Annotated in this window: 23 protein-coding genes; 15 read left to right on the plus strand and 8 right to left on the minus strand. The window is 62.9% G+C overall.

Annotation, left to right across the window (positions count from 1 at the left end; translation table 11 throughout):
- Positions 1–44: 44 nt before the first annotated feature.
- The 4 genes from GA829_RS11070 to GA829_RS11085 are packed head-to-tail and all read right to left on the minus strand — an operon-like array spanning position 45 to position 4121.
- Entirely contained in the window at positions 45–860 is an 816-nt protein-coding gene (locus GA829_RS11070; RefSeq protein ID WP_195178537.1) for a hypothetical protein, read from the minus strand.
- Positions 841–2265: a flagellar protein export ATPase FliI gene (fliI, locus tag GA829_RS11075; RefSeq protein ID WP_195178538.1), complete on the minus strand. Its 1425-nt coding sequence runs from the start codon at positions 2263–2265 to the stop codon at positions 841–843. The genes GA829_RS11070 and fliI overlap by 20 nt, the downstream gene beginning before the upstream one ends.
- Before the next feature lie 4 nt (positions 2266–2269).
- On the minus strand, positions 2270–2992 hold the full coding sequence (gene flgF / locus GA829_RS11080; protein ID WP_195178539.1) for a flagellar basal-body rod protein FlgF: 723 nt from the start codon (positions 2990–2992) through the stop codon (positions 2270–2272).
- Positions 2993–2999: 7 nt separating this feature from the next.
- The gene (locus GA829_RS11085; protein WP_195178540.1) at positions 3000–4121 is read right to left on the minus strand and encodes a DUF1217 domain-containing protein; all 1122 of its coding nucleotides are present in this window, start codon (positions 4119–4121) and stop codon (positions 3000–3002) included.
- Positions 4122–4267: 146 nt separating this feature from the next.
- Here GA829_RS11085 and motA point away from each other — a divergent pair, with 146 nt between their 5' ends.
- Genes motA through GA829_RS11115 form a run of 6 tightly spaced genes read left to right on the plus strand, consistent with a single transcriptional unit; the run spans position 4268 to position 9141 of the window.
- Complete coding sequence (motA, locus tag GA829_RS11090; protein ID WP_195178541.1) at positions 4268–5143, plus strand: flagellar motor stator protein MotA; 876 nt, start codon at positions 4268–4270, stop codon at positions 5141–5143.
- A 35-nt stretch (positions 5144–5178) separates the two neighbouring features.
- Entirely contained in the window at positions 5179–6129 is a 951-nt protein-coding gene (locus tag GA829_RS11095) for a FliM/FliN family flagellar motor switch protein (protein WP_195178542.1), read from the plus strand.
- Between the two features lie 17 nt (positions 6130–6146).
- Complete coding sequence (gene fliN, locus GA829_RS11100; protein ID WP_195178543.1) at positions 6147–6530, plus strand: flagellar motor switch protein FliN; 384 nt, start codon at positions 6147–6149, stop codon at positions 6528–6530.
- Between the two features lie 29 nt (positions 6531–6559).
- A complete protein-coding gene (locus GA829_RS11105; protein WP_195178544.1) occupies positions 6560–7603 on the plus strand; it encodes a flagellar motor switch protein FliG in 1044 nt (347 codons plus the stop codon).
- Between the two features lie 24 nt (positions 7604–7627).
- Positions 7628–8710, plus strand: a complete 1083-nt coding sequence (flhB, locus tag GA829_RS11110; RefSeq protein ID WP_195178545.1) for a flagellar biosynthesis protein FlhB — start codon at positions 7628–7630, stop codon at positions 8708–8710.
- Complete coding sequence (locus GA829_RS11115) at positions 8707–9141, plus strand: hypothetical protein (protein WP_195178546.1); 435 nt, start codon at positions 8707–8709, stop codon at positions 9139–9141. The genes flhB and GA829_RS11115 overlap by 4 nt, the downstream gene beginning before the upstream one ends.
- 2 nt (positions 9142–9143) lie before the next feature.
- On the opposite strand, the gene GA829_RS11120 is transcribed toward GA829_RS11115, so the two are convergent.
- Positions 9144–9914, minus strand: coding sequence for a helix-turn-helix transcriptional regulator (locus GA829_RS11120; protein ID WP_195178547.1), 771 nt, complete (start codon positions 9912–9914; stop codon positions 9144–9146).
- On the minus strand, positions 9911–10621 hold the full coding sequence (locus tag GA829_RS11125) for a helix-turn-helix transcriptional regulator (protein WP_195178548.1): 711 nt from the start codon (positions 10619–10621) through the stop codon (positions 9911–9913). The genes GA829_RS11120 and GA829_RS11125 overlap by 4 nt, the downstream gene beginning before the upstream one ends.
- 504 nt (positions 10622–11125) lie before the next feature.
- Here GA829_RS11125 and GA829_RS11130 point away from each other — a divergent pair.
- Both GA829_RS11130 and GA829_RS11135 read left to right on the plus strand, forming a co-directional pair.
- A complete protein-coding gene (locus GA829_RS11130; RefSeq protein ID WP_195178549.1) occupies positions 11126–14035 on the plus strand; it encodes a M16 family metallopeptidase in 2910 nt (969 codons plus the stop codon).
- A gap of 62 nt (positions 14036–14097) precedes the next feature.
- Positions 14098–15291, plus strand: a complete 1194-nt coding sequence (locus tag GA829_RS11135; protein WP_195178550.1) for a TMEM43 family protein — start codon at positions 14098–14100, stop codon at positions 15289–15291.
- Positions 15292–15334: 43 nt separating this feature from the next.
- Here GA829_RS11135 and GA829_RS11140 read toward each other — a convergent pair whose 3' ends face one another.
- Together GA829_RS11140 and GA829_RS11145 are read right to left on the minus strand one after the other, a co-directional pair.
- Positions 15335–16366, minus strand: a complete 1032-nt coding sequence (locus tag GA829_RS11140) for a histone deacetylase family protein (protein WP_195178551.1) — start codon at positions 16364–16366, stop codon at positions 15335–15337.
- A 23-nt stretch (positions 16367–16389) separates the two neighbouring features.
- The gene (locus GA829_RS11145) at positions 16390–17043 is read right to left on the minus strand and encodes a TetR/AcrR family transcriptional regulator (protein ID WP_195178552.1); all 654 of its coding nucleotides are present in this window, start codon (positions 17041–17043) and stop codon (positions 16390–16392) included.
- 257 nt (positions 17044–17300) lie between these two features.
- Between GA829_RS11145 and GA829_RS11150 the strand changes: the two genes are divergently transcribed.
- The 7 genes from GA829_RS11150 (at position 17301) to GA829_RS11180 (ending at position 25466) form a co-directional block, all read left to right on the plus strand.
- Positions 17301–18980 (plus strand): amidohydrolase, encoded by a 1680-nt coding sequence (locus GA829_RS11150; RefSeq protein WP_195178553.1) that lies wholly within the window; start codon positions 17301–17303, stop codon positions 18978–18980.
- 141 nt (positions 18981–19121) lie between these two features.
- Complete coding sequence (locus tag GA829_RS11155) at positions 19122–20222, plus strand: ABC transporter ATP-binding protein (protein WP_195178554.1); 1101 nt, start codon at positions 19122–19124, stop codon at positions 20220–20222.
- Positions 20223–20224: 2 nt separating this feature from the next.
- A complete protein-coding gene (locus GA829_RS11160) occupies positions 20225–21145 on the plus strand; it encodes an ABC transporter permease (protein ID WP_195178555.1) in 921 nt (306 codons plus the stop codon).
- The gene (locus GA829_RS11165; RefSeq protein ID WP_195178556.1) at positions 21138–21938 is read left to right on the plus strand and encodes an ABC transporter permease; all 801 of its coding nucleotides are present in this window, start codon (positions 21138–21140) and stop codon (positions 21936–21938) included. Before GA829_RS11160 ends, GA829_RS11165 begins: the two co-directional genes overlap by 8 nt.
- A gap of 23 nt (positions 21939–21961) precedes the next feature.
- Complete coding sequence (locus GA829_RS11170; RefSeq protein WP_195178557.1) at positions 21962–22996, plus strand: extracellular solute-binding protein; 1035 nt, start codon at positions 21962–21964, stop codon at positions 22994–22996.
- A gap of 69 nt (positions 22997–23065) precedes the next feature.
- Positions 23066–24262, plus strand: a complete 1197-nt coding sequence (locus GA829_RS11175; protein WP_195178558.1) for a serine hydrolase domain-containing protein — start codon at positions 23066–23068, stop codon at positions 24260–24262.
- Positions 24263–24287: 25 nt separating this feature from the next.
- On the plus strand, positions 24288–25466 hold the full coding sequence (locus tag GA829_RS11180; RefSeq protein WP_195178559.1) for a serine hydrolase domain-containing protein: 1179 nt from the start codon (positions 24288–24290) through the stop codon (positions 25464–25466).
- The last annotated feature ends 91 nt before the right edge of the window (positions 25467–25557 follow it).

Consider the following 25557-nt stretch of genomic DNA (forward strand, 5'->3'; position numbering starts at 1 on the left):
GTCTTGCGCGGACCTTGCGGATGGCGGCGCCGGAAACGCCGAACTTACCGGGAAAGCTCGATCACCTGGTCGGTGCTGGTAACCATGACCCATTTGCCGTTGCGCTGCTCGATCGAAGATACCTGACTGGAGTCGGGCAGTGTCGAGCCGCGCTGGACGATCCACAGCCCGGTATCGTCCTCGATCATGGCGCGGCCATTGGCGACATGTACCATCCGGAATTTCGTGGCGTCGGCCGGGAAGGGTTGCTCATCCAGGCCGGGGGGAGGCTGGGGGTCGTCCTGCACCGTACCGGTGGCGAGCAGATCGATATTGGCTTCCGGAACATCTTTCGCGGTCAGCGGCGCGCTGCGCTGGGCGATGACGCCGCCGCCGGCCCGTCCCGAATTGGTGCCCGTGCCACCGAACTTGATGGCCTGGACGCCGAATTGGTCCTGATTGAAGAAGATGTACCAGGGAAACAGGGCGCAGGTCAGCCCGAGCGCAATGCCGAGCGCGGCGATGACGAGGTCGCTGCGCCGGTCGGCCTTCTTGCGCAGTTTCGGAAATTGCGCTCTCGGCGGCTGCGGCCATTCGGTGGCTGGGAACAGCCCATCCATCAGCGAGTCGCGGCTGGCCTGCGCCATGTCGGGGGGCTCTACCTCGGGAGCCCTTGGCATGGAGGGCGCGGCGGTCCTGGGCAGAGCGGGCCGAGCGGCCCTGGCCAGCACAGCCTCGGCCTTGGCGGCATTGGCGCGCGCGGTCTTTGCCTTGGCAGCCCGGGCTTCGTCGGCCTTTGCTTCCTCCGCGGCGTTCGCCTCGGCGATCATCTCGCGCAGGATGCGCTCGGTGTACTCGCGTTCAGTCTCCTGCATCGACATTCTGCTTACCCTTGAGGTGGCGGGCGAGATCCGAGAACGGATCGGCCGACGGGCGGTCCTTCGGCGACTGCGTGAGCGCTTCGTAGATCAGCGGCACCTGGCGCACGGCGATGTCGAGTTCGGCATCGACGCCGCCTTGGTAGGCGCCAAGGAGGCGGATATCGCGCGTGTCCTCGAAACGGGAAATCATCGATTTCAGCCTGGTGACCAGCGCCCGTTGTTCCGGGCTCCAGGCCTTGCCGGCAAGACGCGATATGGACGACAGAGGATTGACCGGCGGATAGCGGCCCTGCTCGGCGATCGTGCGGTCGAGCACGACATGGCCGTCGAGAATGCCGCGCACGGAATCGGCGACCGGATCATTATGGTCGTCGCCGTCGACCAGCACGGAGATGATGGCGGTGATGGAGCCCCTGCCTTCCAACCCCGGGCCTTCCGCGCCGGGGCCGGCGCGCTCAAGCAATTTGGGCAGTTCGGTAAAGACCGATGCGGGATAACCGCGTGCGACCGGGGGCTCGCCGGTTCCGGTTGCCACCTCGCGCAGCGCATGGGCGAAGCGGGTGATCGAATCGAGCACCAGAAGCACACGGTGGCCCTGATCGCGAAAGTGCTCGGCGACGCGCATGGCGGTGTCCGGCGCGCGCCGGCGCATCATGGCGCTCTCGTCGCTGGTTGCGACGACAGCCACGGTCTTGGCCATGCTCTCGCCGATCGTGTCTTCAAGGAATTCGCGGACCTCGCGCCCGCGTTCGCCGATCAGCGCCACAACAACCGTGTCGAAGGCGTCGGCGCCGGCCAGCATGGCAAGCAGCGTCGACTTGCCGACACCCGAGCCGGCGAAGACGCCGAGGCGTTGGCCGAGACAGAGCGGGGTGAAGATGTCGATGACTTTCACGCCGGTCATGAACGCGGTGCCGACACGCTGCCGCGACATGGCACCGGGCGTCGTCGCTGCGTCCGCCGGTGTGCCGCCACCCCTGACCAGGGGCGGGCCGCCGTCGATGGCGCGCGTCAGTGCATCGATGGCGCGCCCGCGCCATGATGTGTGTGGCGTCACCGTCAGCGGGCCACGGCGGAACACGGCATCGCCGATGCCGGCGTCGGCGCTGCGCTCGAAGGGCGCCACGACGATCTCATCGCGATTGATCTTGACGACCTCACCGCGGCGCGTGCCAGCCTGGCCGCGCTGCTCGACGACGTCACCGAGCCTGGCGAACTCGGAAAGGCCGCGCACCTTGTAATGCGTCGGCGTGACCTCATTGATGCGGCCGCCGCGCTTGAGCAGCATGTCTTCATCGCCAAAACGCCGCCATATGCGTTCCAGCGCCGCAAGCCGGTGTTCCGGCTGTGCCTCTTGCAGCTGCTGCCTTTCGGGCTCGCGTATGGATGGCAGATCGTGCGACATGCGGCTACTTCGAGCCGAGCGTCTTGATCGCCTCGTCGGTCGACGAATCCGTCTGGCGCATGAGCGCCGCGGTATTCTCGAAGGCGCGCTGAACCATGATCAGCCGTGTCATCTCCAGCACGGGATTGACGTTGGATTCTTCCACAAAGCCCTGGGCGATACCGATATCGGAACGGTCCGTGACTGGCTCGGGCGTGCGTGCCGGAATGATGCCGGAATTGCCGTAGCGCACGAAATTGTCGCCGGGGTCGAAATTGTAGAGGCCGATGGAGCCGACCAGTTGATCGCCCTGCCGAAGCGAGCCATCGGCACCGGCCTTGGGCGGACCATTGCGTGGGTCGAGTTGTATCGGTGCGCCGCCGGAGTCCAGCACGGGATGGCCTTCGATCGACATCAGCTCGCCATTCTCGTTCATCGAGAAGCGTCCGTCGCGGGTCATCACCGTGCCGACCGGGGTGTCGATGGCGAACCAGGCATCGCCCTGGACCGCGAAGTCGAACGGATTGCCGGTTTCGGTCAACGAACCATGCGCGCCGGAAAGGTAGGTTTTGCCCGGGGACGCGAAGGACACGGAGTTCTGTCCGGTGCCGGACACGACGTCCGCGAACTTCACCCCGGTCGAACGGAAGCCTATGGTCGAGGCATTGGCGACATTGTCGGCGATGGTGTCGAGACGACGCTCAAGCGCGATCTGCGAGGAGAGGGCGACGTAGAGACTGTCCCGCATGATATTTTCAGAACCTCAGCTTCTGCATGGACATCATCAGATCGGTGGAGATGCCGACCGTGATCGGCTGTGCGAAGAGCACGCTGACCGATGTCACGGCGGTCGAGGTCGGGTTGTTGATTTCCCACATGCTGGTGAAGCGGGTCAGGAACTTGCCGAGTTTCTGAGGGTCGGAGAAGTCGGCGATGTTGAGCTTCTGCCCGAACAACTGCGCCTGCTTGTCGACGTCGGCCGTGGCGAAGGAATCGGGCAGGCCAAGCGCGGTGCGCGCGACGCTGGCAAGGGCGGTATCGGCCAGAACGTCATACCAGTTGGTGATGGTGGGCGCCTTGCGCTGAAAATAGAGCGCGAGCCGCACGCCTTCGTTGGATTTGCCGGCATCCTCTTCCAGCGACTGGCGCATGTATTTGTCGACTGTCGGCTGCTGCGCCGCATTGTAGGTGGTGGCGTTCGTACCATAGGCCTGGAAATTGAAGGCGGAGGCCAGGGCGGCATAGGCCGGGTTCTTCAGGGTGTTGGCGACGCTCTTGGGATCGCTGACACCACCTTGCAGGACTGCCTTGATCTGATCCTTGTCCTCTGTCGCCGAATCGAGCCCGAAGGCAGCGAGTGCGTAGGTGTATAACCGGCTGTTGCCCATCAGGTCGTCGATGGATTTCACCTTGGGGATGTTGGCGAGATAGTAGGTCGTCTCGCCCTTTACGTAATCCGAGTTGGGATCGACACCGGCGATCTGCGCCTGGATCGCGTAGTTCTTGGTGACCAGTTGCTGCGCCTTGCTGTAAATGGTCGCGTCCGCGCCGTTGGCGGCGAAATTGAAGGCGGTGACGAAGTCCGCGTAGCGCTTGTCGGTCAGCTTGTTGGCGAAGCTGTTGGGATCGGTGACGCCTTCCTTGAGTGCCTTGACCATGAAGGCCTTGGCGTAGTCCATCGACTCTAGCCCATAAGCCTTCATCGCATATTTGAACAATCGATCATTCTTGACGAAATCGTCGATCGATTTCACCTTGGTGATGTTGTCCAGATAGTACTTGGTATCACGGTCGACCGTCGGCTGTTGCTCGATCCGGTCGAGCGACTTGGCGATGTCCTTGGTGATAAGCTGAAAGCTGGTAATCGTACTGAGCAAGACGCGCCTCCGGTCAAAGCTATCCGGGCACAATACCTCCACTTCCTTGCGCGAAGCTGAATCGGCTGCCGCAGCTTCGATTCAAGCCTCACACAAGGCACGGGGACTATCCGTTGGTTCTGACTTGAAATGCGGAAGGACCTTTCGTGGGCATTCTGATTGGATTGGTGGTGACGCTCGGCTGCGTCCTTGGCGGCTTCATGGCCATGGGCGGGCATCTTCATGTGCTGGTCCAGCCATGGGAAGCGGTGGTCATCTGCGGCGCTGCGCTTGGCACGTTCCTGGTCGCCAACCCGATGAAGACGGTCAAGGATACCGGCAAGGCCATTATCGAGGCGTTCAAGCAGGCCGTGCCGAAGGAACAGGACTATCTCGAGACGCTGGGCGTGCTGCACAGCCTGATGCGCGAACTCCGGTCGAAATCACGCAGTGAGGTTGAAGCGCATATCGACAATCCGGAAGAATCGGCGATCTTCCAGGCCTTTCCAACCGTCCTCAAGAACCACGACCTGACGCATTTCATCTGCGACTATTGCCGCATCATCATTATCGGCAATGCTCGCTCACATGAGATCGAGGCGCTGATGGATGAGGAAATCCAGACCATCAAGACCGACAAGTTGAAAGCCTATCACGCGATGGTGGCGGTGGGTGACGGCCTGCCGGCGCTCGGCATCGTCGCCGCCGTGCTCGGCGTGGTCAAGGCGATGGGCGCACTCGACCAGTCGCCGGAAATCCTCGGCGGCCTGATCGGCGCCGCCCTTGTCGGAACGTTCCTCGGCATCTTCCTGTCCTATGCCGTGGTCGGACCGGTCGCGACCAAGATCAAGACGGTGCGCGAAAAGAAGAACCGCCTCTACATCATCGTCAAGCAGACGCTGCTGGCCTACATGAACGGTGCGCTGCCGCAGGTGGCGATCGAGTTCGGCCGCAAGACCATTTCATCTTATGAACGGCCAACGATCGACGCCGTCGAGCAGAGCACGATGAACACCGGCCACGCCGACAAGAAGGCGGCCTGAGCGGTGGGTGGCGACAACAGGGGCCGTACGCGGTCATGACCGGTTCCGGCAGCCCTTCAGAGGCGCGCTCGCTGATCATCGAGCGACTGGTTGGCGACAGCGGCGAGGCCGCCCAGGTCATCGAGGCCGGCCAGGCCATGGCCGAGCGTGCCGTGCCCTTGCTGCAAAAGAGCCTGGCCAACGAGCTTGGCGTGCCGGTCATCGTCGATCTCAAGACTGTCGAAGTCGGCCGCGTCACGGAAGCGCGCTCGCGCGCCGGCGAAACATTCGCCATGACCGTCGTGCCGTCGCCGGCGTCTTCCGACACCATGACGGTGGTGATGGATGCTCCGGCCATCGCGGTCCTGGTCTGCACGCTGTTTGGCGGCGATCCGGATCTGCCGATCTCGCCAATCGAACGCGAGTTGTCGCAGATCGAGGCCGATGTCTCGACCATGGTGTTCCAGGAGGTCGCGCAAGCGCTGAACGGATCGGGTCGGCGTTCGCTCGAACTGCGATTGCCGGTGCCGCGCGCGATGTCGGGCATTGAGGCGAGAAAACACGTTTTGCGCGATGGCGCGGCGGTCCGCATTGTCTTCAGCATCTCGACGCCGGCCGATACCGGCACCGTCACGGTGATGATCCCGCAGCGCATCCTTCTGGCTGGCCGTGGTGGTGCTGCCGCCGGTGTGAACGAGGATGATCACAGCTCGAGCTGGCGGGCGCGCTTTTCGGAAGAAGTCATGCGCTCGACCGTGGCGCTCGAAGCCACCATGCCGCTGGCGCGGATGACGCTCGGCGATCTCGCCAATTTCGAGGCCGGCCAGATCATCGAATTCGAGGAAGCGGCGCAATCCCAGGCGCGGCTCAGCGCTCGCGACAAGACGCTGTTCGTATGTGAATTCGGAAAACTCGGGCAGAATTACACCGTTCGAATCAGGCACCCTTACGATGCCGGACAGGACTTTATCGACGGGCTCATGCCGGCCGACGCCGGACGCGCCTGAGCATTTGGAGACGACGCATGGCCAAGACCAAGGTAGAAGCCGAACCCGACCAGCCGGACGAGCAGCTCGATCGTGCCATCGAAGAGTTGCGCGGCGTTCTCAAGGAAGAGGAGCAGCGCCCGGATGCGGCGTTCAGGGCGGCTGGTGCCAATTCGAGCGTCATCATGAACATTCCGGTCGATGTCCAGATCATCCTCGGCAGCACCGAAATGCCGGTGTCCGATCTGATGGCGTTGCAGAAGGGTTCCACCGTGGCGCTCAACCGCCGCATCGGCGAGCCTGTCGACGTGGTGGTCAACGGCCGCAAGATCGCGCGTGGCGAGATCACCGTGCTGGAAAGCGATCCATCGCGCTTCGGCATCAGGCTGACTGAAATCATCGCCGGCACGAAGGGCGCGTAAATGAGCGACGGACAGCAGGGGCGAGGGGCATGACGGTGCCGGTAACGCTGACGCGTGCCCAGAAGGCCGCCGCGATCCTGGTGGCGATGGGCAAGCCCTCCGCCAGCCGCCTGTTGAAATTCTTCAAGCAGGAAGAACTGAAGGCGCTTATCGAGGGCGCCCGCCTGCTGCGTACCATTCCGCAAAGCGATCTCGAACGCATTGTCGCCGAGTTTGAGGCCGAGTTCACCGAGGGCGCGGGCCTGCTCGATTCCGCCGACCGGATGGACACGATCCTCAATGAATCGCTGTCGCCGGAAGAAATGAGCGCCATCATGGGCGACAAGAAATTCGAGGTGGCGCCGGAAGGACCGCCGCCGATCTGGCCCGAGCTGGAAAAGCTCGAGCCGACGCGGCTTGGCTCATTCCTGGCCGGCGAACATCCGCAGACATCAGCCATGGTACTGTCGAAGCTGGCGCCACAGACGGCGGCCAACGTGCTGCTCACCCTGGACAAGTCGATGCGCAGCGAGATCATCAAGCGCATGGTGACGATGGCGAAGGTTCCCGACGCCGCCACGAGGATCGTCGAGAACCGCCTGCGCACCAGCGTGCTGACCGAGACCTCGACCAAGGATACGTCGGCCGGACAGGCGCGGGTCGCCAGCGTGCTCAACGAGCTGGGAAAGACGCAGCTCGATGAGGTCATGCAGGATCTGGAGGCCGCCGGCACGCCGGATCTCGATGGCGTCAAGGCCCGGCTTTTCTCCTTCGACGATATTCCGCTGCTCACCCAGAAGGCGCGCGTGCTGCTGTTCGACGGACTGTCGACCGAGCAGGTCACGCTGGCGCTGCGCGGCGCGCAGGCAGGGCTTGCGGAAGCCGTGCTTTCGGCGATCGGCGCGCGCTCGCGCCGCATGATCGAGTCCGAACTGGGACAAGGCTCCGAAGGTGTCCCCGCGGCCGACATCGCGACGGCACGCAAGACGATCGTGGCGACGACGATCCGGCTTTCGCGCGAAGGAGCCTTCGAGCTCCCCGCGACGCAAAGCGCCGAGGCCCAGAGCGCCGAGGCACAGAGCGCCGCGGCCTGACGAGCGCTGGGCGGTTAGAGCACCATGTCCGACGGACCCGACAAGGATTCGAAAACCGAAGACGCGACGGAAAAGAAAATCCGCGACACCGTCGAACAGGGCAAGCTGCCCCATTCGCGCGAAGTCGCGATCCTCTCTTCCTTCGTCGCGATCCTGGTCTTTACCGTCTTCTACGCCAAGGATGCCATCGTCGACCTCGGCATGTTCCTGTCCATGTTCCTGGAAAAGCCGGAAGCCTGGCCGATGGACACCGAGACCGATGTCATCGCGCTCTACAAGACTGTCATCATCGAGGTCGGCCGCGCTGTCCTCAGCCTGCTCGTGCTGCTGACGGTCGCGGGCATCGGCGCCTCGGTGTTCCAGAACATGCCGCAATTCGTCGGCGAGCGGATCCGGCCGCAGATGTCGCGCATCTCGATCACCAAGGGCTGGAGCAGGATGTTCGGCGTCCAGGGCTGGGTCGAGTTCCTGAAGTCGCTTGGCAAGCTGGGTTTCGCCATCGTCGTGCTCGTCTTCACGCTGTCGGAAGACCATCGCAAGCTGCTGGCCGGCATGATCACCAACCCGGTCGCCTTTGGCCTCGTCATCCGCGGCATAGCGGTCGATATCCTGGTGGCGATCGTGTTCGTCATGGGCCTGATCGCCGCCGTCGACCTTGTCTGGTCGCGCTTCCACTGGAAGCAGGACCTGCGCATGAGCAAGCAGGAGGTCAAGGACGAGTTCAAGCAGTCCGAAGGTGACCCGATCATCAAGGCCCGGCTGCGCTCGCTGGCGCGCGACCGTGCCCGCAAGCGGATGATGACGGCGGTGCCGACCGCCACGCTGATTATCGCCAACCCGACGCACTTCTCCATCGCGCTGAAATATGTCCGCGATGTCGACGCCGCGCCGGTGGTGGTGGCAAAGGGGCAGGATCTGGTGGCGCTCAAGATCCGCGAGATCGCCAGGGAAAACAACATTCCGATCTTCGAGGACGTGGCGCTCGCCCGCTCCATGTACAAGCAAGTTTCGGTCGATAATGTCATCCCATCGCAGTTCTATCAGGCCGTCGCCGAACTGGTGCGGATCGTCTACTCGAAAAAAGCTGAGCGCAGACTGACGTCATGAACCGGCAACCGCACGCAAACACACGCGAGATCATCGTCGCCAACGCCATCGAACAGGTGGTGGGAGAGCTGCGGCTGATCGATGTCGCCGATTACATCGCCTTCATCCGGCTGGAGCATTTCGCCTGCCTGTCGGATCTGGTGGATTCAGCCGCCGAGCTGTATTTCATGGCGGGCACGCTGCGGCTCGGCCATGGCGGCGAGGCGCATGTCGACTGGAGCGGTAGTCCGCGCATCGTGCTCGACCTCGAACTCAGGCCGCCGGGTGTCACTGTCTATTTTCAGCTGACGCTGAGCGAGAACGGCGCCTCTGTCGTGGTCAACTACGTCTCGTTCGAGAAGCCGGGCGAGGATCCCGAACACAACACAGCCTTGCTGGAGGTGGTGATTGACCAGGCGCGCATCCGCAGGGTCGAGCCGATGGCTTTCTGAGACTATTCAATAAGCCCAAGCCGCAAAGCCTTGGCCACGGCCTGGTTGCGGTTGACGGCATTCAGCTTCTGCGTTGACTGCGTCAAATACTGGTTGGCGGTATGGACCGACAGTTTCAGAAGCCGGGCGATCTCTTCGCTGGTGTTGCCGTTCGCGGTCAGCTTCAGGCATTCGAGCTCGCGCTTGGAGATAGCCCGTGTCCTACCGACATCGCCAGGGCGAATGCGGGCGACGGCGGCGAAGAGTGAAAAGCAACGGGCGTGAATTTCGTACAGCGCTTCCTGCGGCAAGGCGATCTCCGAGCCCATGAAGACGACAAGCCCGCATTGGCCGCGATCGGCGTGGACTGGAAAGGCGATGCCGCTGGTGCCAGGCGCCAGTGGTGCCATCTGATCCGTCCAGGCGAGATCGCGGAAGGTCTCTTGCATGCCGGGCATGCCGTCATCCGCCCACCAGCGCGGTTCCGTCGAGATGCGGGTGTGGCGCACGATCTCTTCGCCGTTGGCGCCGGCGATGAATTTCGTTGCGACGGCAATGCCGGGATAGTCGGAATCGAGACACGGGACGAGCCGCGCGCGCTCCGGCGAGGGGCTGACGAAGAACAGGCCGAAGGCCACCGCGTTGATGTCGACTGATATCCAGCGGCAGCGGCGCACCGCATCAGGGATGGTGACGGCGTGGTGTGTTTCGGAGCCAAGCGAGAAGGCGCCGAACGGGTTGCGTTGCGCATTGAAAAGCGCTTCGGCAGCCTCCTTGATGTCAGCGTGTTTCAAATGATGCCGCTCCTGATCGCCGTGGCGATGGCCATCGCACGGTTGCTGGCCGCGAATTTCTGTATGGCGTGGGTGATGTAGCTGTTGACGGTGTTGGACGAGACGCCAAGGATCACGGCGACCTCATCCGTGGTCTTGCCCTCGGAGACCCAGAACAGGCATTCGCGCTCGCGGTCCGACAGCGGGTCCTGCATGGCGGCGGCAGCGATCAATTGCGGAATATGCGAGAGGGCATAGCAGCATTTCAGCTGGGCTCTCATCAGCGCCGGCTGGTCGATTCTGCCGGCGTCGGCGGCGGAGAACAGCGCGAACAGGCGCTGGCGGCCGACATTCAACCTGAGCGAATAGATCTCGGCGTGGCCGAGCACATCGAGAAGGCGGGCTTCCTCACCTGATATCAAACCATCGGCGTCGGGCGCCTGGGACGCGACCAGCGGTCTTGGCCGGATGCCCGGCGCGACGGTAAGCGCACCTTGGGCGAGACCGGCGATCAGTCTTTTGCCGATCAGTTCGATAGCGTCGAAAATCCAGTTGGAAGACACGATGCGGGCGTCGTTGCGGTCCTGGTCGTGGACGATGGCGACAAGCATGTAGCTGTCGGCGCCGATCTCGGCTGTCAGCTGCATGAAAAAGCTGGTGAGATCACCGCGCGACGTCAGGCGCGAGCCCAATGTATCGGATTGTAGAAGCGCGGCGGGACTGCTCATTCTTGTTGCTTTTGGCCGGAATCGTTTCTGCTGTCCGGATGCTGGAAACCAGCTGCCGAACTCCGAATACGCATTACTTTGACGAAGACACACTCAGGGCGCACAACCGCGCCCAATCAGGCCCGAATCCTTGCAGGGAACGCGAAACCTTCCGCGTCTGGCGCCGGAAAACTCCGGAACTTGAGACTTTGGGTGGTCGCCGTGCCCCCCAGGACCGGCTGATTCGTTTCTAATCTACCCGCAGATGAATCCGACATCAAACGCGATTTGACAAAATCGAATCTGGTGGACTCCCTCGCGACTCAGCGGCGGCCCTCAAGGCCTTTTGCCGCCTTGGGTTGCTGAAGTTCGACACGAAAAAGCCGGAGCTTGTTGCAAACCTGCCGTATCGAAAGCCGATCGATTCCGGTAGGTTTTCGGCGGCTGGAAGGGATGGGCGTCCCTTCGGCTGTGCAGGGCGGCATAGATGGCGCTGTTTCGCGGCCATCGCCATGGGGGTTGATGATGAAGCAGGTTTTCCTGGCGTTCACGCTGATGTTCTTACTTTGTGGCGGCGCGTTGGTGGCAGAGTCCGCCAAGGCCGAGCCGATCGTCACCTATGCGCTCGACAACGGGCTGCAGGTGGTGCTGGTGCCTGACCATCGCGCGCCGAAGGTGGTGATGAACCTGCGCTATCGTGTCGGTTCGATGAACGAACCGGCGGGCCGTTCCGGCTTCGCGCATCTGTTCGAGCACTTGATGTTTTCCGGTACCCCGGCCTGGCCGAATGTGTTCGGCGCGCATGCGGCCCTGGGCAATGAGATCAATGCCTGGACCACCGAGGACGGCACGGTCTTCTATGTCGACGGGCTGTCGTCGTCGCTGCCGATGATCCTGTCGCTGGAAGCCGACCGCATGGCCAATCTCGGCCGTTCGGTGACGCAGGCAAAGCTCGATCTGCAGCGCTCGGTGGTGAAGAACGAGATGCGCCAGAATGTGCTCGACAAAGCCGGCGCATCCGGTTGGGAGGCCTTCTGGTCCGGCCTGTTCCCCAAGCCGCATCCCTATAGCCGCATGGTCATCGGCTCGGTCGCCGATCTCGACGCGGCGACGCTCGACGACGTGCGCGGCTTCTTCAACACCTACTACCTGCCCAACAACGCGGTTCTGGTGCTGGTCGGCGACCTCAAGATCGACGACACCAAGGCATTAATCGCCGACACGTTCGGCAGGGTGGCGCGCGGTGCCGATGTGGTGCGGCCAGCAATACCCGAACCAACCCAGGCCCGGCTCAAGCTGGTGCTCGAGGACCGTGTGCCGTCTCCCGTCGTCGTGATGGGCTTCAGCGGTCCGGCGGCGCAATCACCCGACAACGGCGCGCTCAGCATTGCCGCCGAGCTGATGGGCAATGGTGAGTATGGTTTCCTGCGCAACCGGCTGGTTTCGGAGCAGGGGGTCGCCACCTATGCCAGCGCGAGCTGGACAGGCGGATTGCTCGGCGGCCGCTTCACCTTCGAGGCCGGTGCCGCGGAGGGCGTGACGCCTGAAGTGCTCGAAAGTGCGATGAAAGCCGCCTTCGCGGATTTCGAAAAGACGCCGCTGGATCAGGCTGATGTGGAACGTGCGCGCAACGGCATCTTGCTGGCCACGCGGCTTGGCAGCGAGGCGCTGAAGGACCGCGCCGGCACCGTCTCCTACAATGCCGACATTCTGGGCGACGCGCAGAGCGCGCTGGTCGATGATCCGCATGTCAAGAATGTCAGCGTCGCGGAAATCGAGGCGACGATCAAGCGGCTGCTGAAGCCGGAGGAAGCCAGCGTGCTGGTGTTGAAACCCGGCCCGCGCGGCGGTTACCCCGACGCGCTGATCGGATCGTCGGGTACACCGCGTCCGTTCACGGCGCCGGAGCGGGCGGCGATCGATATTCCAAAGCACCCTGCCGGCGAAGCGCCGACAGCAACGCTGCCGGTCATGGAGACGGCCACGCTTTCGAATGGCATCAAGCTCGTTCACTACACGATGCCGGAAGCGCCGATGGTCTATGTCGCGGCGAGTGCGGAAGGCGGCTGGAACAGTGTGCCGGAAGGCAAGGAAGGTCTGCTGGAGCTTGCCGCGAGCATGGCGACGCGAGGTGCTGGCGAGCGCGGCTCGGCTGACTTCGCCAAGGCGGCCAGCGATATCGGCGCCGGCGTTGGCTACCAGGCCGGAAACCTGACCACCACGATGACACTTGGCGTACCGCCGAAAAAGCTTGACCAAGGCATCGGCCTGCTTGCCGACGCGGTGCTGAAGCCGCGCTTCGACAAGGCCGACTGGAGTGTGCTGATGGCGCAAACCGCCGACTGGCTGAATGGCCGTGAGGCCGATCTGCCTGCTGTCGCCGGCCGTGCGGCGAAGGCCGCGCTGGTTCGCCAAGTGCCCGGCAAGGCGGCAATCGACTGGTCGGCGAAGGCGCTGGCGTCGATTTCGCTCGACGATGCCAAGGGTGCCTTCAAGAGGGTGTTCAAGCCAAAGTCGGTGACATTCTTCAGCGTCGGCCCCGTGCCGGTCGCGACCGTGGCGGCAAGCCTTGAAAAGGCGTTCGGGACATGGGCGGACAATACAGCCGGCTATACCGAAGAGCCGTCGCCGCCGGCGCGTTTTGGCGGCGGACACAAAATCCTGCTGGTGCCGGAACCCGGTGCCAGCCAGTCGGCGCTGTTCGTGGCGCGGCCCGCACCCGGTTCCGACGAAGGCGAGCGCGCGGAATCGACCGCGGTCGCCAATCTGCTCGGCGACGATTTTTCCAGCCGCCTGAATTCGGTGATCCGCGAGGAGAAGGGCTATTCCTATGGCGTGTCGAGCTACCTGCTGAGCCCGATGAAAGCGGGTTCCGGTCTGGTGGTGGCAACCACCGTCGAGCGCGCCAACACTGGTCCGGCGATCACCGAAATCCTGAAGGGATTTGCCGGATTGACGACCTTGCCGGTAGCGCAAGACGAGGTCGACCGCACCGTGACGGTCTATCGCCGCGCATTGGCTGGATCGGCGGAAACATCGGCCGGCCTGTTCAGCTCGCTGATCGGTGCCGTTGGCGGCGGGTCGACGCTGGAAGACCAGCAGAACCGGATGACGGCCCGCACGAAACTCACCCTGGACGCGGTGCAGAAACAGGCCTTGGCCTTGTCGTCACTGGACCCTTCGCTGATCGTCGTGGCGGGCGATCCGGATGTGGTGATGCCGCAGCTGGCCGCGATCGGGCTCAAGGACGTCGAAGTCGTGAAGCGCGGCGGTGAAGAGGAGCAGACCGCGATGCGTGCGCTGGATCTTCTCGGCGGCAAGCAACAGGCGCCGCTGTCCGCCTCGCCGTGGCGGGTTGGCGATGGCGGCACGACCAGGGCGGTGCATTCCTGTGTCAGCGGCAAGGATTGCGGCGCGCGGATTCACGCCGACTAGGCTATTGAACGCGCGGCCGCTGGCCGCGTGCAATTTTTGACAGCAATGTTTCGGGGGAAACGATGAGCGATTCATTTCGGGAAGTTACATCCGTCTCGTGGTTCGGGCGGATCAAGCGCGCGGTTGGCGGGGTCGTCTTTGGCCTGTTGCTGATCGTGCTGATGGTGATCGGCCTGTTCTGGAACGAGGGGCGCGCGGTGCAGACGGCGCGCTCGCTGGCCGAAGGGGCGGGCGCCGTGATCTCGACAGGCACCGACAGTGTCGCCGCCGCCAATGAGGGCAAGCTGGTGCATGTCAGCGGGCCGGTGGCGGCTGACAGCGGGGTCGCCGATCCGGACTTCGGCATCGCGGCGCAAGGGCTGCGGCTGTCGCGCACGGCCGAAATGTACCAGTGGAAGGAGGAGTCCAAATCCGAGACGGAGAAGAAGCTCGGTGGCGGCGAAGAGACGGTGACCACCTACAGTTATTCGAAGGTGTGGGATGACAGCCAGATCGACTCGTCGGATTTCAAGAAGCCGGACGGCCACCAGAATCCGCCGATGGCAATCCACAGCAGGACCTTCCAGATTCCGGAAGGCAAGCTCGGCGCTTTCACGCTCGACCAGCCGGTGCTTGACCGGATCGAGGGCGACAAGGCGTATGCGCTGTCGTCCGATCAGTCGGCGGCGATCAAGTCCGCCTATACCGGCGCCAAGCCGCTCAGCATCGTCGACGGCAAAATCTATCTCGGCACGGATACGACAACGCCTGCGCTGGGCGACTACCGCATCGGCTACGAACTGGCGCCGCTCGGCGTGGTCAGCATCGTCGCGCGCCAGGCCGGCAGCCGCTTCGAGCCCTACCAGACAGAAGCCGGCGATGCGTTGCTGATGGTCGACACCGGCAACGTGCCGGCCGACAAGATGTTCGCCGAGGCGGTCTCCGAAAACACGCTGATTACCTGGCTGCTGCGCGCCGCCGGCCTGCTGCTGCTGACGATCGGCTTTGCCCTGTTCCTGAGCCCGATCGGCGTGATCCTCGACGTGATACCGTTCCTGGGCAGCATGGCGCGGATGGGCACTGGCATCATCGCCTTCTTCCTGGCGATCCTGGTCGGCACGACAACGATGGCCATCGCCTGGTTCTGGTATCGGCCGCTGCTGGCGGCGGGCATCCTGGCCGCCGGCCTGATCGCGGCGGCGGCGGTCTATTACCTCGGCCGCTCGCGCAAGGCGGGCGCACCCGTCGCGGCGCCCAGCGCTGGTGCCGCGACCTGATTGAATGCGAGGGCCGGGCGGTGCTGTCGCCCGGCCCTCGCTGTTACCTGCCTTCGAAACCGGTGAGCACGCCGACGGCGTTGATGCCGATCTCCTCGACGGCATAGCCGCCTTCCTGGACGAACAGCGTCGGCAGGCCGAGCTTGGCGATACGCTGGCCGATCTTCGGATAGTCAGCGCTCTTCAGCTTGAACTGGCTGATCGGGTCCTTCTCGAACGTATCGACGCCGAGCGAGACGACAACGACATCCGGCGCATAGGCGGCGAGCTTGGCGCAGGCATCCTCCAGCGAAGCGCTCCAGGCATCCCAGCCGGTGCCGAACGGCATCGGATAGTTGATGTTGAAGCCTTCGCCTTCGCCTTCGCCGCGCTCGTCGGCATGGCCGAGGAAGAACGGATATTCGACCATCGGATCGCCATGCAGGTTGATGACCTGGATGTCGGCGCGGTCATAGAAGATTTCCTGCGTGCCGTTGCCATGGTGATAGTCGACGTCGAGGATCGAGACGCGTTTGGCGCCCTGGTCGCGGAACCATTGCGCGGCAACAGCTGCGTTGTTGATGAAGCAATAGCCGCCCATGAAGGCGGCACCGGCGTGATGGCCCGGCGGGCGGCACAATGCGAAGGCCGATGTCTCGCCGCCCTTGACGAGGCCGGCAGCGGTCAGCGCCACGTCATAGGACGACTTGATTGCATCCCATGTGCCCTCGACGAAAGTGGCGCCGCCATCAAAGGAGTAATAGCCAAGCAAGGCGTCGATGCGCTGCGGGGGCACGTCGCCGCGCAGGCCGCGCGTTGGCCAGGTGAATGGCATCGCGGTGCCTGTATGGCCTTCAGCCGTCCATCGCGGCCACACAGTCGGCAGGAAGTCGATATAGTCGGCCTTGTGGACGCGCTTGGCGGCGCTGAGATCGTGCTCAAGCGGCAGGATGATGGGGCCAAGTTTCTCGCTTTCGACGCGCGCCTTGATGAACTCGGCCCGCGAGGGCATTTCGAAACCCGGCACGATGGCGGATGTAACGAGTTCCATTTGGCCGGCATGGCCGGCGTGAAGGGGCGAATAAACTGTCTTCATGAAATTCCTCTCGAAGGGCTGGATTAGTCAAGATTGAGATGAGGGGTCACCAAAGCGAGCCACATGGTTTCCACGTCGTCCTCGATAAGGTCGTAGGTCCTGCGGTCCTTTTTCAACCCGGCAAGCCGGCAGGCGTGCCCGACCTCCATGACCAACATGCCGAGCCGGTTTGCGACCTTGTCCGCAAGGTCCCGGTTCACATGCTTCAGCCATGCGGCGTAGAGGGCGATGATCTGGTCGTCATACTCGTTCTGGATCGGCCTGAGGTCGGCGTTGCCTGAAATAGCCTCGATGACCGGCATCAGGCTGGCGTTTTCGAGATACAGCCTGGAGGTGTCGATGAAGAGCTTGCGCACGTCGCGCCGAAACTCTTCGCGGGTGGTGGGCGGGGGGACCTTGATGCGCTTCGCGATTACCTCGGGAAAGGATGACAGCCAGCGCCGGGCGAGGTCCAGGAGAATGGCTTCCTTGTTGGGAAAGTACTGGTAGATCGAGCCGACCGACAAGCCGGCGCGCTGCGCAATCGCGAGCGTCGTTGGCGTCCTGGTTCCTTGCTCCCGCGTCAAGATCAGCGCCGCGTCCAGAATCCGGTCGACCACCTTGCTCGACCGCTGTTGCCGCGGCTGCTTGCGTGGTTCGAGCGCTATTTTGGTTTTGCGGTCGAGACTGCGCTTCACGGCCTGATGTCCTCATTCCCCGTCCGGTCTCACCACAAGCCGAGGATGCTGTCCACAATGCATTGCAGATTCCGCGTGTTGACAAACGCGAATAATTAGTCGCATTCTTTATCCACGCTGTCTCCAGGGATAACAAGGGGAATTTCGAAGACAGCGCGCTGGCATCATTTTTGTCCCATGGCGTCGCTTCAGCGGAGCGGCGGATCGCTGGGCACGAGGTTGCCGGTCACAGTCAGTCGTCAAAGCGCGGAGTCGCGATGTCTGTCACAGGTGCGGGTCACAATGCGGATCTGATCATCGTCAACGGTCACGTGTTGACCATGGACCATGACAATCCGGCCGCCGAGGCTGTTGCCGTCAAGGACGGCACTATCATCGCCATTGGCAGCCGTGCCTCCATCGAAGCGTTGAAGGGACCAGCCACCAAGGTCATCGACGCCAAGGGTGGTTCTGTGATCCCCGGCTTCATCGAAGCCCATATGCATCTTTTCTCGGGTGCGGCCGAACTCGCCCATCTGCAACTGTCGGGCGTTCACGGATTCGAAGCCTTGCAAGTGGCGATCCGCGACTACGCAACGACACGGCCCGACGCGAAAATGCTGGTCGGGCAAGGCGTCGACTATACGGTGCTTGGCGACGAGCGGGTGACGCGCCATCATCTCGACGCCATCCTGCCCGGTCGCCCCTTCTGCATGGCCGCGCCCGATCATCACACGATGTGGGCCAACACCAAGGCGCTGGAAATGGCCGGCATCCTGCATGGGCGCACGCTCGGGCCTGGCAATGAGATCGTCATGGCTGACGACGGCCTGGCAGCGGGTGAGTTGCGCGAGGGCGAAGCCTTCGGTCCGGTGCTCGATCTTGCCGGCGAAGGCCGGGTGCGGCTGGGGCTATCAACCGGCGGCGAGCCGAACCCCGCACCGACCGCGGCCGAGCGTGCCGCCGACCGTGACATCATGCGGCGCGGGCTCGCCTGGTGCGCCAAGCATGGCATTACCTCGATCCAGAACATGGACGGCAACCTCTATCAGCTCGAACTGCTGGCGGAGATCGAGGCGGAGGAAGGCCTGTCCTGCAGGGCGCAGATACCGTTCCACTACAAGAATTTCATGACGCTCGACATGCTGGAGAAAGCGTCGACGATGGCTGAGCGCTATGACAGCGAATGGTTGTCATCGGGCATGGTCAAGGTGTTCTACGATGGCGTGCTGGACTCCTGGACAGCGGTCATGGTCGAGCCCTATGCCGACCGCGCGGACTGGGTGGGCGAGCCACTGTTCACGCCGCAACAATTCATCGATCTCGCGGTTGCCGTCGACAAGCGTGGGCTGCAGATCGCGGTGCATTCGATCGGCGACGGCGCGGTGCGCGCCGTGCTCGATGGCTATGAGGCGGCGCGGAAGGCCAATGGCAAGCGCGACAGCCGCCACCGGGTCGAGCATATCGAGGTCACCACAACAGCCGACGTGCCGCGCTTTGCCGAGCTTGGCGTCATCGCCTCGATGCAGCCGCCGCATCCGCCCGGCGCCATGGATTTTCCGCTGGAGCCGACCGTGTCGCGCATCGGCAAGGAGCGCTGGCCGCTGAGCTATGCCTGGCGGACGCTGAAGGATGCCGGCGCGCATGTTGTCTTCGCGTCGGACTGGCCGGTATCGCCGATCGACCCGATCCTGGGCATCCAGGCGGCCGTGCTGCGCAAACCATGGGCGGAAGACGACCCGGACCAGAGCTTCTCGCTGCACGAGGCGCTCGCCGGCTACACCGTCGAGGGCGCCTACGCCGAATTCGCCGAGCATCGCAAGGGAAAGCTGAGGCCAGGCTACATGGCCGACCTGGTCGTGCTTTCGGCCGATATGGAAGCGACGGCGCCGGAAGCGCTGCACAAAGTGCGGCCGGTGACAACGATTTGTGGCGGGAAAATTACCTACCAAGCATGACTGCGGCATGAGGCTTGCTAGCCAATATTGCTAACTGAACTGTGATTCAGTGCCGGGCTTGCCAACATACCGGCCATGTGTTCACATCCAACAGGGGAAGAGCTCCGCCAGCAAGAGCGGGGTCAACAGCGAGGCGAAATCGTGCCGGAAAAACCGGATAGGAATGCAATTGAAGTCGTAAAAGTCAGTAAAATTTTTGGATCGGGTGAGGGGCAGGTCGCGGCCCTCGACACGGTCTCGGTGTCGATCCGCGAGAACGAGTTCTTCACCCTTCTTGGACCATCCGGCTGCGGCAAGACCACACTGCTGCGGCTGATCGCCGGGTTCGACTTCCCAACCGCCGGCGAAATCCTGCTCTATGGCCAGGACATCGCGCCGCTGCCGCCCTTCAAGCGGCCGGTCAACACCGTCTTCCAGTCCTACGCTCTGTTCCCGCACATGACGGTCGCCGACAATATCGGCTTTGGCCTGGAAATGCTGGGCAAGCCGAAGGCCGAGATCAAGGCGCGTGTCGCCGAGATGCTGAAGCTGGTGCAGATGGAGGCGCTGGCAAACCGGCGCACTAGCCAGATCTCAGGTGGCCAGCAACAGCGCGTGGCATTGGCCCGCGCACTGGCGCCGCAGCCGAAGGTGCTGCTGCTCGACGAGCCGCTTTCGGCGCTCGACTACAAGCTGCGCAAGGAAATGCAGATCGAGCTGAAGCGGCTGCAGCACGAGACCGGCATCACCTTCATCTTCGTTACCCATGACCAGGAAGAAGCGCTGACGATGTCGGACCGCATCGCGGTGATGTCGTCGGGCAAGATCCTGCAGGTCGGCTCGCCGCGCGACATCTACGACAAGCCGGCGGTGCGTTTCGTCGCCGACTTCATCGGTGAATCCAATTTCCTCAAGGCCGAGGTGGTGGGTGTGACGGCGGGCAAGGCGACGGTCAAGCTGTCGTCGGGTGCGGAAATCCCGGCCTCGCTGCCGGAAGGCCTGACGCCGACAGGCACTGTGACCATCGTCGTGCGCCCCGAACATGCACAACTGAGCGCGGCAAGCTCCGGCGCTTCGCTGTCGGGTACGGTCGAGAACATCGTCTATCTCGGTACCGACACGCATTTTCACTTGCGCCTCGCCGATGGCGGGACCTTCATCGTGCGGCGCCAGAACAGCCGTGGTGCCGGTGACGGCATCGTGCAAGGTGGCCAGGTCGGCATCATCATCGGCGGCGATGCCGCCCAGGTCTTGAAGGACTGACGATGGCGACCGCAGAGGAAGTCGCCAAGGCAGCCGAGCGGCGCGATATCCGTGACCGCTGGCTTTTGTCAGCGCCGGCGCTGCTGATCATTTTTCTCGCCGCGACAGGCCCGTTGCTGATCGTGCTCGTCTATTCCTTCCTGACGCCTGGATCCTATGGCGACGTGAAGTGGCAATTCTCGCCGGAAGCCTGGGTGGCGGTGTTTCTGGAGCGTGACATTTTCGACGACACGCTTTCCATTGCCGCCGCTCACGTCAACATCTTCCTGCGTTCGATCAAGCTTTCGGTGATCACGACAATCGCTACCTTGGCGCTTGGCTTCCCGACCGCTTATTTCATGGCGACACGCAGCGAAAAGACCCGTGATCTCTGGCTGTTCCTGATCACCATCCCGTTCTGGACCAACCTTCTCATCCGCACTTTCGCGGTGCTGCAGATCATCCGCAACGAGGGCATCATCAACACCATCCTGCTCAAGCTCGGCATCATCTCGGCACCGATCCAGATCCTCTATACCGACACCGCGATCCTGATCGGCATGGCCTACGTCTACCTGCCGCTGATGGTGCTGCCGATCTACGCCAGCATGGAGAAGCTCGACTTCCGCCTGGTAGAAGCAGGCTATGACCTCTACGCGACACGGTTCCAGGTGCTGCGGCGGATCATTTTCCCGCTGGTCAAGCCTGGCGTCATCGCCGGGTCCATCCTGGTCTTCATTCCCGCACTTGGCGCCTACGTGACGCCAAGCGTGCTTGGCGGCGGCAAGAACATGATGCTCTCCAACCTGATCGAATTGCAGTTCGGGCAGGGCCGCAACTGGCCGCTTGGTTCGGCGCTGTCGATCGCGGTGATGATCATCGTCATGGGCGCACTGCTTTTCTATGTGCGCAATGCCGGCAAGTCGGGGGTGCGTCATGGCTAAAAACTTCTCCATAAAGCACCAGCCGGGCTTCACCGCGATCGCCGCGACCTGCTTCGTCGTGCTCTACCTGCCGATCTTCGTGCTGGTCATCTATGCCTTCAACGCAGCGAGCTCGACCTCCGAATGGGGCGGGTTCTCGTTCAAATGGTTCCAGTCGGCATGGCAGAACACGCAGGTCATCGATGCAACCTTGCGCTCCTTCCAGATCGGCGCCTTCGCGGCGGTGTTTTCGACCATCTTCGCCACCATGGCGGCACTCGCCACGACGCGAACGGCATCCTATCCGGGGCTGACGTTTAAATACGCGGCGATCAACCAGCCGCTGATGGTGCCGGAGATCGTCACCGGCGTTGCCTTGCTGATCTTCTTCTCGCGTATCAAGATCCTCACCGGTTATTCCGGCCTCGGCTATCTGATCGCCGCACACACGGCTTTCTGCATTCCCTTCGCCTACCTGCCGATCAGGGCGCGTCTTGAAAACATGGACCTGACGCTGGAGCGCGCCGCCGCCGATCTCTACGCGACGCCATGGCGAACCTTCAGGCGCATCACGCTGCCACTCTTGTGGCCCGGCATTCTCGCCGGCCTGATGCTTGCCTTCGTCATCTCGCTTGACGATGTCGTCATCACCGAATTCGTCAAGTCGGGCGGCCAGGACACGCTGCCTACCTATATGCTCGGCCAGATCCGCCGAGGCATTACACCCGAGATCAACGCGATATCGACCGCTTTCCTGCTGCTTTCGGTCGCGATCGTCACGTTGTTTTTCTTCGTCAGCAGGAAACGAGACTGAAACCGACAATGGGAGTTAAAACCATGAACTGGAAGACAACCGCGACCGCCATGGGATTGGCGTTGTTCGCTTCGACGGGCCTTGCGCGCGCCGACGGCGTTCTGAACATCTACAATTGGGGCAACTACACCAGCCCTGACGTGATCAAGAAGTTCGAAGCGAAATACAACATCAAGGTCACGATCACCGACTACGATTCAAACGATACCGCGCTGGCCAAGGTGCGCCAGGGCGGCACCGGTTTCGACATCGCCGTGCCGTCCCAGACCTACGTGCCGATCTGGATCAAGGAAGGCCTCGTGCTCGAGACCGATCCAGGCAAGATGGAGAACTTCAAGAACGTGGCGCCGGAATGGGCCAATCCCGACTTCGATCCAGGCCGCAAATATTCTGTGCCGTGGGCCCTGGGCACTGTCGGCGTTGTGGTCAATACCGACACCTACAAAGGTCCGGCGGACAGCTGGGGCATCATCTTCAACACGCCGGATGAGCTGAAGGGCAAGGTCAATGTCGTTCCCGAAATGAACGACGTCATCTTCGCCGCGATCAAATATGTCGGCGGACAGCAATGCACCGACGACAAGGCTGTGCTGAAGAAGGTGCGTGACCTGCTGGTGGCGGCCAAGCCGAACTGGATCGCCATGGAATACAACACCATCGAGAAGATGGGCGCCGGCGACTTCAAGGCAACCAGCGACTGGAACGGCTCCGCCCTGCGCCAGCGGCTGGCCAACCCGGCCATCCACTACAACTATCCGAAGGAAGGCTTTGGCCTGTGGAGCGACAACGTGGTCGTTCTCAAGGAAGCCAAGAATGTCGACAACGCCAAGCTGTTCCAGAACTTCATCATGGATCCGGAAAACGCGGCCGGCCTCTCGGCCTTCCATCGTTATGCCAATGCCATCACCGGTTCGGACAAGTACATGCCGGCCGACATGAAGGATGCGCCCGAGGTTGTCATCCCGGCCGCCGACAAGCCGCATGCCGAGCTGCAAAGATTGTGCTCGCCGGAATTGCAGGACGTCTACACCAAGATCTGGACCGAACTGCAGAAGTAAGGGGTCCACGACGGGCCCGGCGGCAGACGCCGCCGGGCCCGTTTTCATGTTCATCGGGGCTCGGCTTTCATGGAATCCTACCGCAACAGCGAGGCGCGGCCGCCGATCATGCAAGGGTCGCCGCCGGCCATGGTGCCGCCGAAGCTCGACTGGGACCGGCCGCCGTGGAACCGCTGGGCGTTCCAGCACATCAGGGAGTTTCTGCCGACCGCCGAAGTCTGGCGCGGTAACGGCCATCGCCACCGCTTCGAGCGGGCCGAGGTCGATCTCGATGCATTGCCGGTCGGGGACAGCACAGGCGCGCCGACGACACTCGCCGGCCTGCTCGACGAGACCTATACCGACGGCTTCCTCGTGCTCAAGGATGGCAAGATAGCCTATGAGCGCTATTTCAACGGCATGGGCGAGCGCACGCTGCATCTGTCGCAGTCGATGGCGAAATCCGTCACCGGCTCGGTGTTTGGCATATTGGTCGGACGTAGGCTGATCGACCCGGCCCTCCCGGTTACAACCTACCTGCCCGAGCTTGGCGCCACAGGCTGGGCCGGCGCTAGTGTCCAGCATGTGCTCGACATGACCACCGGCGTGCGCTTTTCCGAGGAGTATACCGACGCCTATTCCGATATCGGCCAAGTCGATGTCGCGACCGGCTGGAAGCCGGTGCCGCCAGGCAGCGATCCCGACTTCCGCTGGCCCTCGCACATGTTCGAGCTGATCCTTGGATTGAAGGAAACGACCCGTCCGCATGGCGCGGCTTTCGAATATCGCTCGGTCGAGACCGACGTGCTTGCCTTCCTCATGGAGCGGGTGACTGGCAAGCGGCTGGCGCAGTTGGTCTCCGAGGAGCTTTGGCAAAAACTCGGCGCCGAGGAGAGCGCCTGCTTCACCGTCGACAGCGCCGGCTATGCGCTGGCCGATGGCGGCTTCAATGCCACACTGCGCGACTATGGCCGCTTCGGCCAGTTGATCCTCGACAATGGCGGCGGCGTGGTGCCGGCCGACTGGATCGAGGCGACGCGCAACGGCAGGCACGGGCCGGATTTCAGTCCCAGCCTGCCCGAGGGCAGCTATCGCAACCAGTTCTGGATCGAGGATCCGCGCTCACGCGCGCTGATGTGCCGGGGCGTGTTCGGGCAGATGATCCACATCGACTGGCATACCCGCATGGTGGTGGTGAAGCTTTCGACCTTCCCGGATTTCAGCAATGTCGCCTACTCAGTGGCAACGGTGAAAGCCGTGCACGCCATCGCCGCCGCGCTCGGCTAAACCAGAAGATCCGGAAGGAAACGCCATGACCGGCAAGACCGCGTTCGAAACCAGGTACGGCTTCCGCCGCAACGAGGTGCTTCTCTCCAATTGGCGTGAAAATCCGTTCAACCGTTGGTCATTCCAGAACCTCGGCGAAGTGGTGCCGACCGCGCGTGTGGCGGCGGCAGGCGGTGCCGAGGCGGCCATACAGGATCTGGGTGGCCTGCTTGGCGACAACGTCACGGTGGCAAGTGCACCAGAAACGGTGGTTGAATTCCTCGTGCGCTCCAACACGGACGCACTGACGGTGATGAAGGGCGGCAGGATCGTTGGTGACTGGTTCGCGCCGCATATGGATTTCGGCGCCCGCCACATCATCTTTTCGATCAGCAAGTCGCTGACGGCAATCGTTGCCGGAATTCTGGAAGGCGAGGGCGTGTTCGATCCCGAGGCCCCGGTGACGCGTTACATTCCGGAAGCGGCTGGTTCCGCCTATGGCGACGCCAGCGCGCGCCATGTGCTCGACATGAGCGTCAGCCTCGACTTCGAGGAGGCCTATCTCGATCCGGAAAGCGCCTTCGCCCGCTATCGCCGCGCGACGCTGTGGAATCCCGGCGGCGGCACGGAAAGCCTGCGCGAATTCATCCTGACGCTGCAGCGGCTTGCCGAGCCGCATGGCCAGACCTTTCGCTACCGCTCGCCCAATTCCGATATGCTCGGCCTGCTGCTCGAACGTGCTTCCGGAGAGCGCTTCATCGACCTGATGCGCGAGAAACTGTGGATACCGCTGGGCGCCGTCAGCGAGGCTTCGATCGGCGTCGATATGGAAGGCACTGCGCGCACCGCCGGTGGCATTTCGGTGACACCGCGCGACCTGGCGCGCGTCGGCGAAATGATGCGGCAAGGCGGCACGGCCAACGGCCGCCGTGTCGTGCAGGAGGCCTGGGTGCGCGATACCACGGTCACCGGCGGCAGTGCGGAGGCGTGGCAGCGCGGCGCGATGCTGCCGCTGTTCCCCAAGGGGCGTTATCGCAACAAATGGTACCAGACGGGCAATTCCAGCGGCGCCTATTGCGGCATCGGCATTCATGGCCAATGGCTCTATGTCGACCCGAAAGCCGAGGTCGTGATTGCCAAGATGTCGTCGCAGCCGGAACCGGTCGACGACATCCTCGATCTCGAGATCGTTGCCTTTTTCGAGGCGCTGAGCCGGATGGTCTGATCAATCCTGACGTCACGCTTTCCTGTGGACCCGTGGCGTCAATGAAAACGCCACAGTTGGCGGACTGAAGCTCCGCGCTTATGGTCGCCGC

Source organism: Mesorhizobium sp. INR15, from assembly GCF_015500075.1.
GTDB lineage: Bacteria > Pseudomonadota > Alphaproteobacteria > Rhizobiales > Rhizobiaceae > Mesorhizobium.

What these genes read in the sequence shown, in the direction of transcription:
- GA829_RS11070 (WP_195178537.1), bottom strand. Translation starts at nt 860, where the DNA reads ATGTCGATGCAGGAGACTGAACGCGAGTACACCGAGCGCATCCTGCGC.
- fliI (WP_195178538.1), bottom strand. Translation starts at nt 2,265, where the DNA reads ATGTCGCACGATCTGCCATCCATACGCGAGCCCGAAAGGCAGCAGCTG.
- flgF (WP_195178539.1), bottom strand. Translation starts at nt 2,992, where the DNA reads ATGCGGGACAGTCTCTACGTCGCCCTCTCCTCGCAGATCGCGCTTGAG.
- GA829_RS11095 (WP_195178542.1), top strand. Translation starts at nt 5,179, where the DNA reads ATGACCGGTTCCGGCAGCCCTTCAGAGGCGCGCTCGCTGATCATCGAG.
- fliN (WP_195178543.1), top strand. Translation starts at nt 6,147, where the DNA reads ATGGCCAAGACCAAGGTAGAAGCCGAACCCGACCAGCCGGACGAGCAG.
- GA829_RS11105 (WP_195178544.1), top strand. Translation starts at nt 6,560, where the DNA reads ATGACGGTGCCGGTAACGCTGACGCGTGCCCAGAAGGCCGCCGCGATC.
- flhB (WP_195178545.1), top strand. Translation starts at nt 7,628, where the DNA reads ATGTCCGACGGACCCGACAAGGATTCGAAAACCGAAGACGCGACGGAA.
- GA829_RS11115 (WP_195178546.1), top strand. Translation starts at nt 8,707, where the DNA reads ATGAACCGGCAACCGCACGCAAACACACGCGAGATCATCGTCGCCAAC.
- GA829_RS11125 (WP_195178548.1), bottom strand. Translation starts at nt 10,621, where the DNA reads ATGAGCAGTCCCGCCGCGCTTCTACAATCCGATACATTGGGCTCGCGC.
- GA829_RS11130 (WP_195178549.1), top strand. Translation starts at nt 11,126, where the DNA reads ATGAAGCAGGTTTTCCTGGCGTTCACGCTGATGTTCTTACTTTGTGGC.
- GA829_RS11135 (WP_195178550.1), top strand. Translation starts at nt 14,098, where the DNA reads ATGAGCGATTCATTTCGGGAAGTTACATCCGTCTCGTGGTTCGGGCGG.
- GA829_RS11140 (WP_195178551.1), bottom strand. Translation starts at nt 16,366, where the DNA reads ATGAAGACAGTTTATTCGCCCCTTCACGCCGGCCATGCCGGCCAAATG.
- GA829_RS11150 (WP_195178553.1), top strand. Translation starts at nt 17,301, where the DNA reads ATGTCTGTCACAGGTGCGGGTCACAATGCGGATCTGATCATCGTCAAC.
- GA829_RS11160 (WP_195178555.1), top strand. Translation starts at nt 20,225, where the DNA reads ATGGCGACCGCAGAGGAAGTCGCCAAGGCAGCCGAGCGGCGCGATATC.
- GA829_RS11165 (WP_195178556.1), top strand. Translation starts at nt 21,138, where the DNA reads ATGGCTAAAAACTTCTCCATAAAGCACCAGCCGGGCTTCACCGCGATC.
- GA829_RS11170 (WP_195178557.1), top strand. Translation starts at nt 21,962, where the DNA reads ATGAACTGGAAGACAACCGCGACCGCCATGGGATTGGCGTTGTTCGCT.
- GA829_RS11175 (WP_195178558.1), top strand. Translation starts at nt 23,066, where the DNA reads ATGGAATCCTACCGCAACAGCGAGGCGCGGCCGCCGATCATGCAAGGG.
- GA829_RS11180 (WP_195178559.1), top strand. Translation starts at nt 24,288, where the DNA reads ATGACCGGCAAGACCGCGTTCGAAACCAGGTACGGCTTCCGCCGCAAC.